12 protein-coding genes and 1 pseudogene are annotated in these 13,237 nt (G+C 66.5%); 4 read left to right on the plus strand and 9 right to left on the minus strand.

Annotation, left to right across the window (positions count from 1 at the left end):
• Positions 1 to 10 precede the first annotated feature (10 nt).
• The 4 genes from HH308_RS12570 to dapE all read right to left on the minus strand — a co-directional run bounded on the left by HH308_RS12570 (position 11) and on the right by dapE (position 4,344).
• A complete protein-coding gene (locus HH308_RS12570) occupies positions 11 to 1,792 on the minus strand; it encodes a long-chain-acyl-CoA synthetase (protein WP_170194550.1) in 1,782 nt (593 codons plus the stop codon).
• A gap of 42 nt (positions 1,793 to 1,834) precedes the next feature.
• On the minus strand, positions 1,835 to 2,371 hold the full coding sequence (locus HH308_RS12575; RefSeq protein ID WP_170194551.1) for an LOG family protein: 537 nt from the start codon (positions 2,369 to 2,371) through the stop codon (positions 1,835 to 1,837).
• Positions 2,368 to 3,165: an LOG family protein gene (locus HH308_RS12580; RefSeq protein WP_170194552.1), complete on the minus strand. Its 798-nt coding sequence runs from the start codon at positions 3,163 to 3,165 to the stop codon at positions 2,368 to 2,370. Before HH308_RS12580 ends, HH308_RS12575 begins: the two co-directional genes overlap by 4 nt.
• An 87-nt stretch (positions 3,166 to 3,252) precedes the next feature.
• On the minus strand, positions 3,253 to 4,344 hold the full coding sequence (gene dapE / locus HH308_RS12585) for a succinyl-diaminopimelate desuccinylase (RefSeq protein ID WP_170194553.1): 1,092 nt from the start codon (positions 4,342 to 4,344) through the stop codon (positions 3,253 to 3,255).
• Between the two features lie 75 nt (positions 4,345 to 4,419).
• Here dapE and HH308_RS12590 point away from each other — a divergent pair, with 75 nt between their 5' ends.
• The gene (locus HH308_RS12590) at positions 4,420 to 4,830 is read left to right on the plus strand and encodes a VOC family protein (protein WP_170194554.1); all 411 of its coding nucleotides are present in this window, start codon (positions 4,420 to 4,422) and stop codon (positions 4,828 to 4,830) included.
• A 22-nt stretch (positions 4,831 to 4,852) separates the two neighbouring features.
• On the opposite strand, the gene HH308_RS30430 is transcribed toward HH308_RS12590, so the two are convergent.
• Positions 4,853 to 5,545 carry a helix-turn-helix domain-containing protein gene (locus HH308_RS30430; protein WP_170194555.1) on the minus strand — a complete coding sequence of 231 codons (693 nt, stop codon included), beginning with the start codon at positions 5,543 to 5,545 and terminating at the stop codon, positions 4,853 to 4,855.
• Between the two features lie 33 nt (positions 5,546 to 5,578).
• On the opposite strand from HH308_RS30430, the gene dapD reads away from it, so the two are divergent.
• Positions 5,579 to 6,547, plus strand: coding sequence for a 2,3,4,5-tetrahydropyridine-2,6-dicarboxylate N-succinyltransferase (dapD, locus tag HH308_RS12600; protein ID WP_170194556.1), 969 nt, complete (start codon positions 5,579 to 5,581; stop codon positions 6,545 to 6,547).
• A 27-nt stretch (positions 6,548 to 6,574) separates the two neighbouring features.
• On the opposite strand, the gene HH308_RS12605 is transcribed toward dapD, so the two are convergent.
• The 4 genes from HH308_RS12605 to fdxA all read right to left on the minus strand — a co-directional run bounded on the left by HH308_RS12605 (position 6,575) and on the right by fdxA (position 11,468).
• Positions 6,575 to 7,891 carry an ABC transporter ATP-binding protein gene (locus HH308_RS12605; RefSeq protein WP_170194557.1) on the minus strand — a complete coding sequence of 439 codons (1,317 nt, stop codon included), beginning with the start codon at positions 7,889 to 7,891 and terminating at the stop codon, positions 6,575 to 6,577.
• Between the two features lie 37 nt (positions 7,892 to 7,928).
• Positions 7,929 to 9,689 (minus strand): ABC transporter permease, encoded by a 1,761-nt coding sequence (locus tag HH308_RS12610; protein WP_170194558.1) that lies wholly within the window; start codon positions 9,687 to 9,689, stop codon positions 7,929 to 7,931.
• Between the two features lie 343 nt (positions 9,690 to 10,032).
• Complete coding sequence (gene dapC / locus HH308_RS12615) at positions 10,033 to 11,130, minus strand: succinyldiaminopimelate transaminase (RefSeq protein WP_170194559.1); 1,098 nt, start codon at positions 11,128 to 11,130, stop codon at positions 10,033 to 10,035.
• 5 nt (positions 11,131 to 11,135) lie between these two features.
• A complete protein-coding gene (gene fdxA / locus HH308_RS12620; protein ID WP_170194625.1) occupies positions 11,136 to 11,468 on the minus strand; it encodes a ferredoxin in 333 nt (110 codons plus the stop codon).
• 369 nt (positions 11,469 to 11,837) lie between these two features.
• Between fdxA and HH308_RS12625 the strand changes: the two genes are divergently transcribed.
• Both HH308_RS12625 and HH308_RS12630 read left to right on the plus strand, forming a co-directional pair.
• Entirely contained in the window at positions 11,838 to 12,416 is a 579-nt protein-coding gene (locus HH308_RS12625; RefSeq protein ID WP_170194560.1) for a cysteine dioxygenase, read from the plus strand.
• Positions 12,413 to 12,809: pseudogene (locus HH308_RS12630) on the plus strand (rhodanese-like domain-containing protein). The gene HH308_RS12625 and the pseudogene HH308_RS12630 overlap by 4 nt, the downstream one beginning before the upstream one ends.
• Positions 12,810 to 13,237: the final 428 nt, after the last annotated feature.

A 13,237-nucleotide genomic window follows, 5' to 3' on the forward strand; every position in this document is an offset into this window, starting at 1 on the left:
TGCTCACGCGTCAGCCCCGCGGCGCGCGGGCGTTGGTCACGTCGGCCACATAGTCGTCGTAGTCGTCGACGTAGCCGGCGGCGCGACCTGCGAGAACGTACAGCGGGTCGTCGCCGGTCGACGAGTAGCCCTCCTCGCGCAGTTCGACCTTGCGGCTCTTGAACGTCGAGGTGGTCTCCAACTCGTCGACGATGCGGATGAACAGCGGGACGGCATACGCCGGGAGTGTGTCGTAGAGGTGCGCCGCAACGCCGGCCGGATCGAACGACGCCCCGTCGCGCAGTTTCACCGCGGCCATGCCCGCCTTGCCGTCGGTATCGGGGATCGCGACGCCGTAGACGACCGATTGCTCGACGCAGTCGTGGCCGTCGAGTGCCCCCTCCACCTCGGTGGTCGCGACATTCTCACCCTTCCACCGGAAGGTGTCGCCGAGTCGGTCGACGAAGGCGATGTGCTTGAACCCCTGCTCGCGGACCAGGTCACCGGAGTTGAACCAGGCGTCGCCGTCGGCGAAGGCGTCGCGGATGATCTTCTTCTCGGTGGCCGACGAGTCGGTGTAACCGTCGACCGGAACGCGGTCGCTGATCTGCGCGATCAACAACCCGGGCGTGCCCTTGGGGCTTTCCTCCAAGCGGCCCTTGGCATTTCGCTTCGCCTCGCCGGTCTCGTCGTCGTACTGAACCACCTTGTAGGGCAGCGGGCAGAAGCCCGCGGTGCGCTTGACTCCGAATGCGTTGACGAAGGCGAGGTTCAACTCGCTGGCACCGTAGAATTCGACGATCCGTTCGATGCCGAACCGCTGGGCGAACTCGTCCCAGATCTCCGGGCGCATGCCGTTGCCGACGATCAGTCGCACCGAGTGGGTACGGTCGGTCGGCTTGGCGGGCTGCGCGAGCAGGTACCGGCACAATTCGCCGATGTAGCAGAATGCGGTGGCACGGTTGAGGATCACGTCGTCCCAGAACTTCGACGCCGAGAACTGCTTGCCGATGGCGATGCAGGCGCCCGCGGCGAGCACCGACGACAACGACACCGACAGCGCGTTGTTGTGGTAGAGCGGCAGCGGAACGTAGAGGGTGTCGCTGTGGCGCAGGCGAACGGCCATGCCGCCGATGCCCGACATGCTGGCCAGCCAGCGGTTGTGGCTCATCACGCTGGCCTTGGGCAAACCCGTTGTGCCCGAAGTGAAGATGTAGAAGGCCTTCGTCGAGGCGGGGAGCGTGGCGGTGATCGCCGGGTTGGCTTCGGAGCGGCCCGCGGATGCCTCGATGAAGCTGTCGAAGTCGAAGACATGTTGCGGCAGAGCATCTTGCGGAATCGAGTCGAACGCCTCCGCGGTGTCGGGATCCCAGACGAGCACCTTGGCACCGAGCAGCGTCATGCTGTGCTCGATCACCTTGCCGCGCTGGTTGTAGTTGACCATGCCGGCGACCGCACCGAGCTTCACCGTGGCCAGCATCAACAGCAGATCGGTCGCCGAGTTCTTGGCCAGGATCGCCACGACGTCGCCCTCGCCGACGCCGAGGTCGCTCAGCGTCGACGCGTAACGGTTGACCGTGCGGTTGGCTTCGCCGTACGTGGTGGACCGGCCCTCGAATCGAACGAACGGCCGGTCGGGGTGCGCGGCGGCTTCCTTCTGGAAGACATGCCCGATGGTGCGTTTGGCGTCGGCCGGTCGATGAATCAAGCCTGGTACGTGCTTGAGGATCAGCGGCACCGACGGCGCCATGTCGACGAGGCCTTTGGCGATATCGGCGATACCGACTTTGGTTGTTGACGCGGTGGTGGTCACTGTTGCTCCGTACGGGTGTTCGCGGACACGTTCCCGGTTATCTTACCGAGCAGTAGCAAGCTCCAGCGCTTCGGCTACCGTTGCAGCGATGAGCAGGCGGTTCAGCGCGCGATCGCTGACGAATCCGCGCTCGGCGAGGTCGTCGAGCCAGGCCAGTAGCGGCGCATAGAAGCCCCCGGCGTCGAGCAGTACCACCGGCTTGTCGTGCATGCCGAGGTAACCGCCGGTCCACGTCTCGAAGAGCTCTTCGAGCGTGCCGATGCCGCCGGGCAGCGTGATGAATCCGTCGGCGCGGTCGTCCATCAGCGCCTTGCGCTGCCGCATGGTGTCGGTGACGATCAGCTCGTCGGCCGCGGTGTCGGCGACTTCCCGGTCGACTAGCGCCTGCGGGATGACACCGACGGTCTGCCCGCCCGCCGCACGCGTGGCCCGGGCCACCGCACCCATCATCGACACGTTGCCGCCGCCGGAGACCAGGGTGTGCCCGCCGTCGCCGAGCGCGGTCCCGAGGTCGGCGGCCAGGCGCAGATAGGAGTCGCCGACCGGTCCCGAGGCGCAATAGACGCAGATCGCGCTCACCGAGGTGCCTGCTCGTCGAGCTCGCGGCGGGTACGGGCGATCGCCTCGACGACCTCCTCGGGTGTGTCGACGAGTTGCAGGAGGTCGACGTCGGCGGCGCCGACCATCTTCTCCGCGACCAGCACCTCCCGGATCCAATTCATCAGCCCCGACCAGAAGTCGCTTCCCACAAGGACTATCGGGAACCGGGTGATCTTCGTCGTCTGTACCAGGGTGAGCGCCTCGAAGAGTTCGTCGAGCGTGCCGAAGCCGCCGGGCAGGCACACGAACGCCTGCGCGTACTTGACGAACATCGTCTTGCGCGCGAAGAAATAGCGGAAGTTCAGGCCGATGTCGACCCATTCGTTGAGACGCTGTTCGAACGGCAGCTCGATACCGAGGCCGATCGACGGCACGCCGGCCTGAAACGCGCCTTTGTTCGCGGCTTCCATGGCGCCCGGGCCGCCACCGGTCATGACGGCGAATCCCGCGCGCCCCAACGCTTCTCCCACACCGACGCCGAGTTCGTAGGTATCGGTACCGCGCTGCGTGCGGGCGGAGCCGAACACCGTCACGGCCTCGCCCAGGTCGCGCAGGGCGTCGAATCCGGACACGAATTCCGATTGGATGCGCAATACCCGCCACGGATCCTTCTGGGCTCGCTGGGCACGCGCTTCGGAGGTGCGCTGCGAGGCGTCGAGCAGTCGGCGATCGGTGGTCATCGCAAGCTGGTCGGCGGAACGTCGTATCCGCATCGGGCCGACGTAACAGCCCTCGTCGGGCATCATCGCGTCGTCGGTGTCTCCTGTGGTCATGGCGGCCAGCGTAGTCGCGCGGGCGCATCGCACGGACCGGCCACGCCGGGGCGGCTACGCAAACGAGCCGAGTCGACGTGATCGGACCTACCGCAAGTAGTTTCGCAGCACCCGATGCACCTCGTGGATCTGCGCGACGGGGACGCGTTCGTCGACGCGGTGGGCGAGGTTGGGATCGCCGGGGCCGTAGTTGACGGCCGGGATGCCGAGTGCGGAGAAGCGCGAGACGTCGGTCCAGCCGTACTTGGCGCGGAAGTTGCCGTCGGCGGCGGCGACCAGTTCGGCGGCGGCGGGATTCGACAGCCCGGGCAGCGCACCCGCCGCGGCGTCGGTGACGGTCACCGTCAGTTGATCGCCGCTCGGCGACGACGTCACCACCTCGCGGACGTGGTCGGTCGCCTGTTCGATGCTGCGGTCGGGGGCGAAGCGGAAGTTGATGGTGACCGCGGCGTCGTCGGGGATGACGTTGCCCGCGACGCCGCCGCTGATCCCGACCGCGTTGAGCCCTTCGCGATACTCGCAGCCGTCGATGTCGACGCGTCGGGGCGCGTACCCGGACAGTGTTGTCAACAGCCCGCCGAGCTTGTGAATCGCGTTGTCCCCCATCCACGATCGTGCGGAGTGCGACCGTTGCCCCGACGCGGAGACGGACACTCGCAAGGTGCCCTGGCAACCCGCCTCGATGAGGCCGCCGGTCGGCTCGCCGAGGATGGCGACGTCGCCGTCGAGCCAGCCGGGCAGTTCCCGTTCGATGAAGCCCAGTCCGTTGTACTGGGCCGCGATCTCCTCGCAGTCGTAGAAGATCAGGGTGAGGTCGTGGCGGGGATCGTCGAGCGTCGCGGCGAGGTGCAGGAACACCGCGTCGCCGGATTTCATGTCGACGCTGCCGCAGCCATGGATCACCTCGCCCTCGGCGGCGGTGGTCTCGCGGCGGTGCGGGACGTTGTCGGCGATGGGCACGGTGTCGAGGTGCCCGGCGAGGATCACCCGGCTCGGCCGGCCCGCCGCGGTACGCGCGAGCACCCGGTTACCGTGTCGGACGATCTCGAAACCCGTTGTCTGCGTACGTAATGCGTGCTCCACGGCGTCGGCGATGGCCGCCTCGTCGTGCGATTCGCTGCGGATGTCGATCAAGTCGGCGGTGAGCTGCGCGGGATCGGCGGACAAGTCGAGGGACATGGCCTTCACCGTACCGGGCGCGAGTGGCCGAAACGTTCAAGACTCCTCGGGCGGCGCCCGCTACCGTACGTAGTCATGACTCCACGATTCAACGCGCTGTCCGTCCTGGTCGCCGACATGTCAGCCAGTGTCGACTTCTACCGCATCTGCGGGCTGACCTTCGGCGACGATCAATTCCCCGACGGCGTCGAGAAGGCGCAACACGTCGAGTCCCACGTCGACGGCTTCCGCATCATGTTCGACACGCACGCGGTGGCACAGTCGTTCCAGCCGGGATGGACGCCACCCGCCAGCCCCAACGAAGGCGTGTCGCTGGCATTCGACTGCGGCACACCGGCCGAGGTGGATCGCGTCTACGCCGAGCTCACCGGCGCGGGCCACCACGGCCACCTCGAGCCCTTCGACGCCTTCTGGGGCCAGCGATACGCGAGCGTCGCGGATCCGGACGGCAACAGCGTCGAACTGTATGCGGCACTGGAGGTGTGAGGGTCGCCGACCCGGCCCGGACTCACGGCGACGTGCCGCGAAGGTCAGCCGGCGACTCGCCCGTCAACGCCTTGAACTCCCGGTGCATGTGCGGATAGTCGGCGTATCCGCGACGGTGCGCGACGTCGGACAACGACAGTCCCGCTCGAAGGTCGGGCAGGGCGTCGGTGAGGCGTGAAATCCGCTGAAAGACCTTGGGACCGTATCCGATTCGCTGATTGACCTGGCGCTGAAAGGTGCGCGGGGACATTCCGGCGGCGCGGGCCGCGTCGGCGACGTCGACGCCGTCGCGCAGCATCGCGACGGTGGGCGTGACCCACTCGGGAACGTCGGCCAGCGCTTCGGCGCACATGTCGACCAGTGCCCCGGCGGGGTCGTCGGACAATGACATCCGGTCCAGCCAGCTGCGCGTACGACGATCACCCCACACGGCGCTGAGATCAATTCGACTGTCCCGCAACGCATCCGCCCGCTCACCGAGCACCGACGGCGCGACCCCCGGATCGAACCGCAACCCGACCATCCGATGCGGCCCTGCGCTCAGATACGACGCCGCGACGGTGTCGGGACCGGCGACCATCAGCGATTCCCCGGTCCAGATGATGTCCATGCAGCCGTCGGGCAGGATCGTCGCCGCGCCGCCGGCGTGCGTCGAGCACCACAGCACGCCGGGGACCCGCCCGGCCCTGCGTTCGCGATAAGCGCTGATGGTCACCACCCAAGACTATGCCCGGTAAACTCGTGCCTCGTGACTACGCATGGAGCATTCGCGATCGGAATCGCCACCCTGACCAACGGCACCGGCGCCGACACCCACACGGTGCTCGACGCTTGGTTCCCCGAACCCGAGCTCGCCACCATCGACATCACCGGGACCGTCGTCCTCGACGACGCCGACACCCCGGACTATTTGCGCGAGCTCGTCGGCGTCGACGACGTGCGCGGGGTCAAGACCGTCGCGATCCGCACCAACATCGCCGACCTGACCGAGCCGCCGACCGACGCCTACGACGTCTACCTGCGCCTGCACCTGCTCTCGCACCGTCTCGTCGCGCCGCACGGTGCCAACCTCGACGGCCAGTTCGGGCTGCTCGCCAACGTGGTGTGGACCAACCACGGCCCGTGCGCAGTCGACGGCTTCGAGCAGGTCCGCGCCCGCCTGCGCGCCGCGCGCGGACCGGTGATCGTCTCGCACATCGACAAGTTCCCGCGGATGGTCGACTACGTGACGCCCGCCGGCGTGCGCATCGGCGACGCCGACCGGGTGCGGCTGGGCGCACACCTCGCGTCGGGCACCACCGTCATGCACGAGGGCTTCGTCAACTTCAACGCGGGCACGCTGGGTGCCTCGATGGTCGAGGGCCGCATCTCGGCGGGAGTGGTCGTCGGCGACGGCTCCGACATCGGTGGCGGCGCGTCGACGATGGGCACCCTGTCCGGCGGCGGCAAGGAGATCATCAGCCTCGGAAAGCGCTGCCTGCTGGGCGCCAACTCTGGTTGCGGCATCCCGCTCGGCGACGACTGCGTCATCGAGGCGGGTCTCTACGTCACCGCGGGCACCAAGGTGACCGGGCCCGACGGCACGGTCATCAAGGCGCGCGAGCTGTCCGGGCACTCGAACATCCTGTTCCGCCGCAACTCCTCGACCGGCGCAGTCGAAGTGGTGCCGTGGAAGGGCGACGGCATCGCCCTGAACGCGGCGCTGCACAAGAACTAACCGCGTCGATTCCGAGGATGACGAAACTCAGCCGAAGCTCGCGGGCTGCGCGGGATCCAGTCGCAGCTGGTCGTCGTCGGCGTCGTAATCGTAGAGTTCCGCGTAGCGGCCCCAGTCGATCGCGGTGTGCAACTGGCGCTGAGCATCGTCGGCGGCGAAACCGCGGCGCAGCAGATCCTCGAAGAAGCCGAGTCGCAGACTGCGATTCGCGCTCGAAGTCAGCGCCCGCACGATCGTGCGCACCAGCGGCGCCCGGTCGCCGGCCTGCCGGGCGAAGACCTGTTTGGCTTCGACGATGCTGGCGGTGACGAACTGTTCGCCGATGTCGGTGAGCGAGATGTCGTTGTCGTCGACGGACACAAAGCCCAGCATCGCCGCGGCGTCGACGAGCGGCAACATATCGTCGATCTCGAAGTTGAGCTCCGCGGCGAGGTCGGGCAGGTCGACGGTTCCATTTCGAGCGGCGACCATCTCCACCAGACCAGCGAGCCCGCCCACGGTCGCGTCGGGCAGTGGGCGGGTGACCGGAGTGGCCTCACCGACCGGGGTATCTACCTGCAGCTGAGTATCGCGACCGGTCAGCGCTCCGTACAGTTCATCGACCAGCGCCTCGAATTCGGTGCTCTGCCGATCACGTGGCCGTTCCATCCGGACCCGGGCTTCGTGGATGATTCGGCCGGGCTTGCTGCCGAGTACGACGACGCGGTCGGCGAGCAGTACCGCCTCTTCGATGTTGTGAGTGACGATGCACACGCTCTTGGTCGGGAAGTCGTCCTGCGTCCACAGCTCGACGAGCTCATTTCGCAGGTTCTCCGCGGTCAGTACGTCGAGCGCCGAGAACGGCTCGTCCATCAGCAGCAGGTCGGGCTGCAGGACCAGCGCGCGGGCGAAGCCGACACGCTGGCGCATGCCGCCGGAGAGCTCGCGCGGATAGGCTGACTCGAAACCGTCCAGACCGATGATGTCGATGGCTTGCAGGGCACGTTCACGCCGTTCGTCGCGGCCCACTCCCCGTGCCGCCAAACCCAGCTCGACATTGTCCTGCACGGTGAGCCACGGCATCAGCGCGAAGGACTGAAAGACCATGGCCGTCGCCGGATTGGCCCCGACCAACGGAGCTCCGCCTGCGTCGACCTTCCCCGACGACGCCGGGATCAAGCCGGCGATGATACGCAACAGCGTCGACTTTCCCGACCCCGACCGGCCCAGTAGTGCGACGATCTCACCACTGTCGATACGCAGATCGATACCGTCGAGAACGGTGAACGTATCACCTTGCGGCCCTTCGAAACTCTTCGTCAGATCGGCGATGTCGATCAGCGGTGCCTTGGCGATGGCGGTCATGGGACGTCCTTGTCGGTAGAGGGGGTGGCAGCAGCCGTCAGAGTGTGTAGCGGCGTTCGGCGAGTGCGTAGAGCCTGCGCCAGAAGACGGCGTTGGTCGCCACCACGAAGGCACACATCACACAGATCCCGAGTAGCAGGTGCGCCCAGTGATCGGGTGCCGTCGACGCCGTCCATTGCGCGATGTAGTTGCCGAGGCCGTGCGCGTTGTAGGTCTGACCGTTGTAGGTGATGATCTCGGCGACGATGGAGGCGTTCCACGCACCGCCCGCAGCGGTGATACCACCGGTCACGTAGCTCGCGAAGATGGCCGGCAGCAACACTTTTCGCCAGCGCAGGGACCGGGACAACCGCATATCGGCGGATGCCTCCAACAGATCGTTGGGTATCGCCGACGCCCCCGCGATCACGTTGAACAGGATGTACCACTGCGTACCGAGTGCCATCAGCACGATGCCGCCGACGTCGAGGCCGATGTGTAGCGCGAGGAACACGGCGGTCACGATCGGGAACAGGAAGTTGGCCGGAAAACTCGCGCACACTTGGATGACCGGCTGCAGCATCCGGGACAGCTTGGGGTTGAGCCCGATCAGAACTCCGATCGGCACCCAGATCGCGGTGCAGACGATCATCACCACGACGATGCGGGCCATCGTCGCGCAGCCGAGCAGGACCGTGTAGCCCACTTCATGAAGTCCGACGTCGCCGAGAATCACCTCGACGATCCGGTAGAGCGTATAGCCGAGCAATGCGGCCACAGCGAGAGCGAACAGGACGTCGGCGATTCGTCGGCGCTGTGCGTGCACAACCGGCGGCGGGCCGGTACGACCGCCGAGCACCCCGAACGCCCGGTCACAGACATCGGTGACCGGATCGAGCAGTCGATTCGCCAAACCTGCGGCGTGCGATCGTCGTAATAGGTTGAGTACCAACGACTTCGGCTCGCGCCCCGACGCCGAGTTCTCGACGCGGAAGCGCTCGGCCCAAGCCGTCAGCGGACTCCAGAAGGCGAAGTTCACGACCACCACCACGATGATCATCGTGATGATCGCCCACCAGACATCACCGAGATCGCCTTCGCTCGACGCCGAGGCCACGTAGGCACCGATTCCCGGCAGGGCAAACGACTTGCCCGACACCGACACCGCTTCCGACGCCGTCAGGAAGAACCACGCGCCGCCGAAGCTCATCATCGAATTCCAGACCAGCGGAATCATGCCGCTCGGTACGTCCAATCGCCAAAACCGTTGCCAGCGCGACAATCTGAGGTTCACGGCAGCCTCGGTGAGATCGCGGGGCTGCGACGTGAGGCTCTGGTAGAAGGCGAAGGTCATGTTCCACGCCTGCGAGGTGAAGATGGCGAAGATCGCCGCTGATTCCAGTCCCAGCTCCGAGCCGGGAAACAGCGCGATGAACATGGTCACCGTGATCGACAGAAAGCCGAGGATCGGCACCGACTGCAGAATGTCGAGGACGGGCAACAACACGATTCGTGCTCGGCGGGACCGTGCGGCGATCGTTGCGTAGACGAACGTGAAAATCAGCGACAGCCCGAGGCCGATGAACATGCGCAGCAACGACCGCGCCGCGTAGTACGGGAGCTTGGCCGGGTTGGTGTCGATCGACGTCGGCGCGTTCGACAGGTTCACCGAGGCGTTCATCCCCTGCGAAATCCGCACGATCACCCAGATCAACGCGATCGCGCCGACGAGGATCAAGATGTCGGCGGCCACGCCGCCGCTTCGTTCGCGGACGGCCTCGGGGCTGGTCAACCGGCGGCGGGTATCGACGACTGTCATGGTGGGTCTTCCTCGCGATGCCTCTCGCGCCCGGACCATAACCGCCCGCGCTGGTACGCCGAAAACCCTAGCGCCTGACGAGAATTGCAGCGGCGTGCAAATCCGGTGCCGCACCGGAGTTTTCGTCTGGAAACCGTCACGAACATGAACAGCGGGTGAACCGAGTACCGAACTCTTTCAGCGGCCTTTAAGAAAATTGGGACACCGCGGCACAAAGCTGGCATCGCGATCGACGCCGAAATGAGATCTAACTCACATTCATTTCGGCGTCGTCAGTGGATCGAATACCACGCCCCCGGCGCACCAAACACCGGAGACGGTCACTTGTTCTACTGAGTGCGCATCAGCCGCGCAGCCGGCGGGCGGCGGCTTCGATCCGTTCGTCGGTGGCGGTCAGTGCGATGCGCACATGATTCACACCCGCCGGACCGTAGAAGTCGCCCGGCGCGGCCAGAATGCCGCGCTGCGCGAGCCACTCGATGCTGTCGCGCCCCGACTCCCGGCGCGTCGACCACAGGTACAGCCCGGCCTGCGAATGGTCCACGGTGAATCCGGCGGCTTCGACGGCTGGCTTCAGAATGTCGCGGCGTGCCCGGTAGCGCGCCGCCTGCTCGTCGACGTGCCGGTCGTCGTCGAGCGCGGCGACCATCGCCGCCTGGATCGGGAAAGGCACGATGAAGCCGGAATGCTTTCGGACAGCGAGCAATTCGGCGATCAGTTCGGCGTCGCCGGCGAGGAAACCCGCCCGGTAGGACGCCAGGTTGGACACCTTGGACAGCGAATGCACGGCAAGCAATCCGGTGTGGTCGCCCCCGGAGACGCGCGGGTCGAGTACCGACACCGGCTCGGCCTCCCACGCCAGGCCGAGGTAGCACTCGTCGGACACGACGACGGCGTTGCGGTCACGCGCCCACGCCACGATGCGTCGAAGCGTGTCGACGTCCATCACCGCACCGGTCGGGTTCGACGGTGAATTGACGAAAACGATTGCGGCGGAATCGACGTCGGCGATGCCCGACGCGTCGGCACGAATCGGCGTGGCACCGGCCAGAATCGCGCTCACCTCGTAGGTCGGGTAGGCGACCTGGGGGATGATCACATTCTCCCCGGGCTCGACGCCGAGCGCGCTGACTAGCCCGGCGATCGCTTCCTTGGTGCCGATCACCGGCAGGATCGCCGAGTCGTCGAGTTGCGCCGTCGAATAGCGTCGCGTCAGCGCCGACGTTGCGGCACAACGTAATTCGCGGGTGCCGACCGTCGTCGGATAGCCCGGGAAATCCGACGCCGCCGCCAGCGCGGCACGGATCACCGGATCGACCGGATCGACCGGCGTACCGACCGACAGATCGACGATTCCATCCGGGTGCGCGGCAGCGGTGCGTTTGACCGCAGCAATGGTGTCCCAGGGGAAGTCGGGAAGCGCGGTGCTGACGCGTTTCACTGGGGCTAGTCTTCTTCGGTGTTCATCGGGGGCAGGCTCTTGATGAACGGCGCATCCGACTCGACCTTGCCGACCTTGCTCGCCCCGCCCGGCGAACCGAGCTCGTCGAAGAAGTCGACGTTGGCGCCCACGTAAGGCTCCCACTCGTCAGGCACGTCGTCCTCGTAGAAGATGGCCTCGACGGGGCAGACCGGCTCGCACGCACCGCAGTCGACGCACTCGTCGGGCTGGATGTAGAGCATCCGCTCGCCCTCGTAGATGCAGTCGACCGGACACTCCTCGACACACGCCTTATCCAAGACGTCGACGCAGGGCTCGGCGATGATGTACGTCACCAGGTTCTCCTTACCGCAATCCTCTTCAACACCGGACGAATGACAGGCCTGTCAAACCGGTCGGCGCAGGGGGCTGTCCCGCACCGAAGACCTCGATCAAGAGTATCCGCCACCAGGTCGCCGCCCGAAAACCAGGTCCCACTGACCAGGGGACAGATCACACCAATGCGCAGGTCGGCGAACGGGGCGCCTAAAAATCAGCAGAGCGCAAAACCTCGACCGTTCCTCCCGGCCCGACGACACTGGGCACGTGACTTTCGACTCGATGACCCGGCGCATGCGCAAGCTCTGTTGTCGCTGACCCGTTCTAACTCAACGTCGGCGCACGCAGAGCGCCCCGTCCATCGACCTCGATCACCGAAAGCCATTCACATGACCTCCACGCTGGCTCGCCCACGATCCACCTCGACACCGACCGGCCCGGCAACGCACCTCCCGACGCGGCTGCGACCCGCCGACCTGTTGCGCATCACCGACCAAGGCGCCGCCGACGTCCTCGACGGCCGCTACAACCACCTGCTGCCCACCGAGTGGGACACCGTCAACCGCTGGGCGACCCGCCTCGAAGCCGACGACGATCTCGACGTCTGGCTGATCAGCTGGACGCCCAACGAGCACACCGAGCTGCACGATCACGCCGGATCGCTCGGCGCGTTGACCGTCCTGTCCGGGTCGCTGCTGGAGTACCGCTGGAACGGTGCGGCGCTGCGGCGTCGAACGCTCGACGCAGGCGATCAGGCATCGTTTCCCCTGGGCTGGGTGCACGACGTCGTAGCCAACCCCCACGCCGCTCCCCTGCGGCCGGTGGCCGCCACGAGCTCGACGCCGCCGGCCGTGTCGTTGAGTGTGCATGCCTACTCGCCGCCGCTGACGGCGATGTCGTATTACGAGGTGACCGAACACCAGACGTTGCGGCGCACCCGCACCACGCTGACAGATCAGCCGGAATGACGACCATCGACGACATCCTGGCCCGGGCGCGGCGTCGTTTGCGTCGGGTGACGGCAGCCGACGTCCCCGCGGAACTCGCCGCCGGAGCCGTGCTCGTCGACATCCGGCCGCAGGCACAGCGCGACGCCGAGGGCGAATTCCCCGGGCGCGCTGATCATCGAGCGCAACGTGCTGGAATGGCGCGCCGATCCGGCGAGCGACGCCCGTATCCCCGCCGCCGTCGACCACGACGTCCGCTGGATCATCTTGTGCCAGCAGGGATATACGTCGTCGTTGGCCGCGGCGTCGTTGCAGGACCTGGGACTGCACCGGGCGACCGACGTCGTCGGCGGCTACGAGGCACTCGCCGCCGCGGGGGTAGTGGGGGTCAGCGCAGACCCCGACAAGCATTAAGCTGTCACGCTCCCCCGACCTGATCACCATCCGACTTCGCCTCACCGCATCTCGATACACCAGACTCGTCGCAAGCTCCTCATCTGGCACTCGATGAGCGAGCGGGGCCGCACAACGACGCCGAGTGCCGAAGCCACTCAAACCCTCCGCTCCCCGAGTGCCGAAGCGAGGCACGAGCTTCGGTGTATCGAGGGGGCCGCACGACAACACACCCAAGGAACACCCCGACAAACGTTGGAAACGCTAGACTTTCACACTCCCCCGACCTGATCACCATCCGACTTCGCCTCACCACATCTCGATACACCAGACTCGTCGCAAGCTCCTCGTCTGGCACTCGATGAGCGAGGGGGGACGCACCGCAAGCTCCTCATCTGGCACTCTATGAGCGAGGGGGGCCCCACAACGACGCCGAGTGCCGAAGCCAC

This window comes from Gordonia asplenii (assembly GCF_012933505.1).
GTDB classification, from domain to species: domain Bacteria; phylum Actinomycetota; class Actinomycetes; order Mycobacteriales; family Mycobacteriaceae; genus Gordonia; species Gordonia asplenii.

Bases quoted from the DNA above. Each gene is read 5' to 3' on its own strand.
- HH308_RS12625 (WP_170194560.1), top strand. From the start codon at position 11,838: ATGACCTCCACGCTGGCTCGCCCACGATCCACCTCGACACCGACCGGC.
- HH308_RS12610 (WP_170194558.1), bottom strand. From the start codon at position 9,689: ATGACAGTCGTCGATACCCGCCGCCGGTTGACCAGCCCCGAGGCCGTC.
- HH308_RS12580 (WP_170194552.1), bottom strand. From the start codon at position 3,165: ATGACCACAGGAGACACCGACGACGCGATGATGCCCGACGAGGGCTGT.
- HH308_RS12605 (WP_170194557.1), bottom strand. From the start codon at position 7,891: ATGACCGCCATCGCCAAGGCACCGCTGATCGACATCGCCGATCTGACG.
- dapE (WP_170194553.1), bottom strand. From the start codon at position 4,344: ATGTCCCTCGACTTGTCCGCCGATCCCGCGCAGCTCACCGCCGACTTG.
- HH308_RS12590 (WP_170194554.1), top strand. From the start codon at position 4,420: ATGACTCCACGATTCAACGCGCTGTCCGTCCTGGTCGCCGACATGTCA.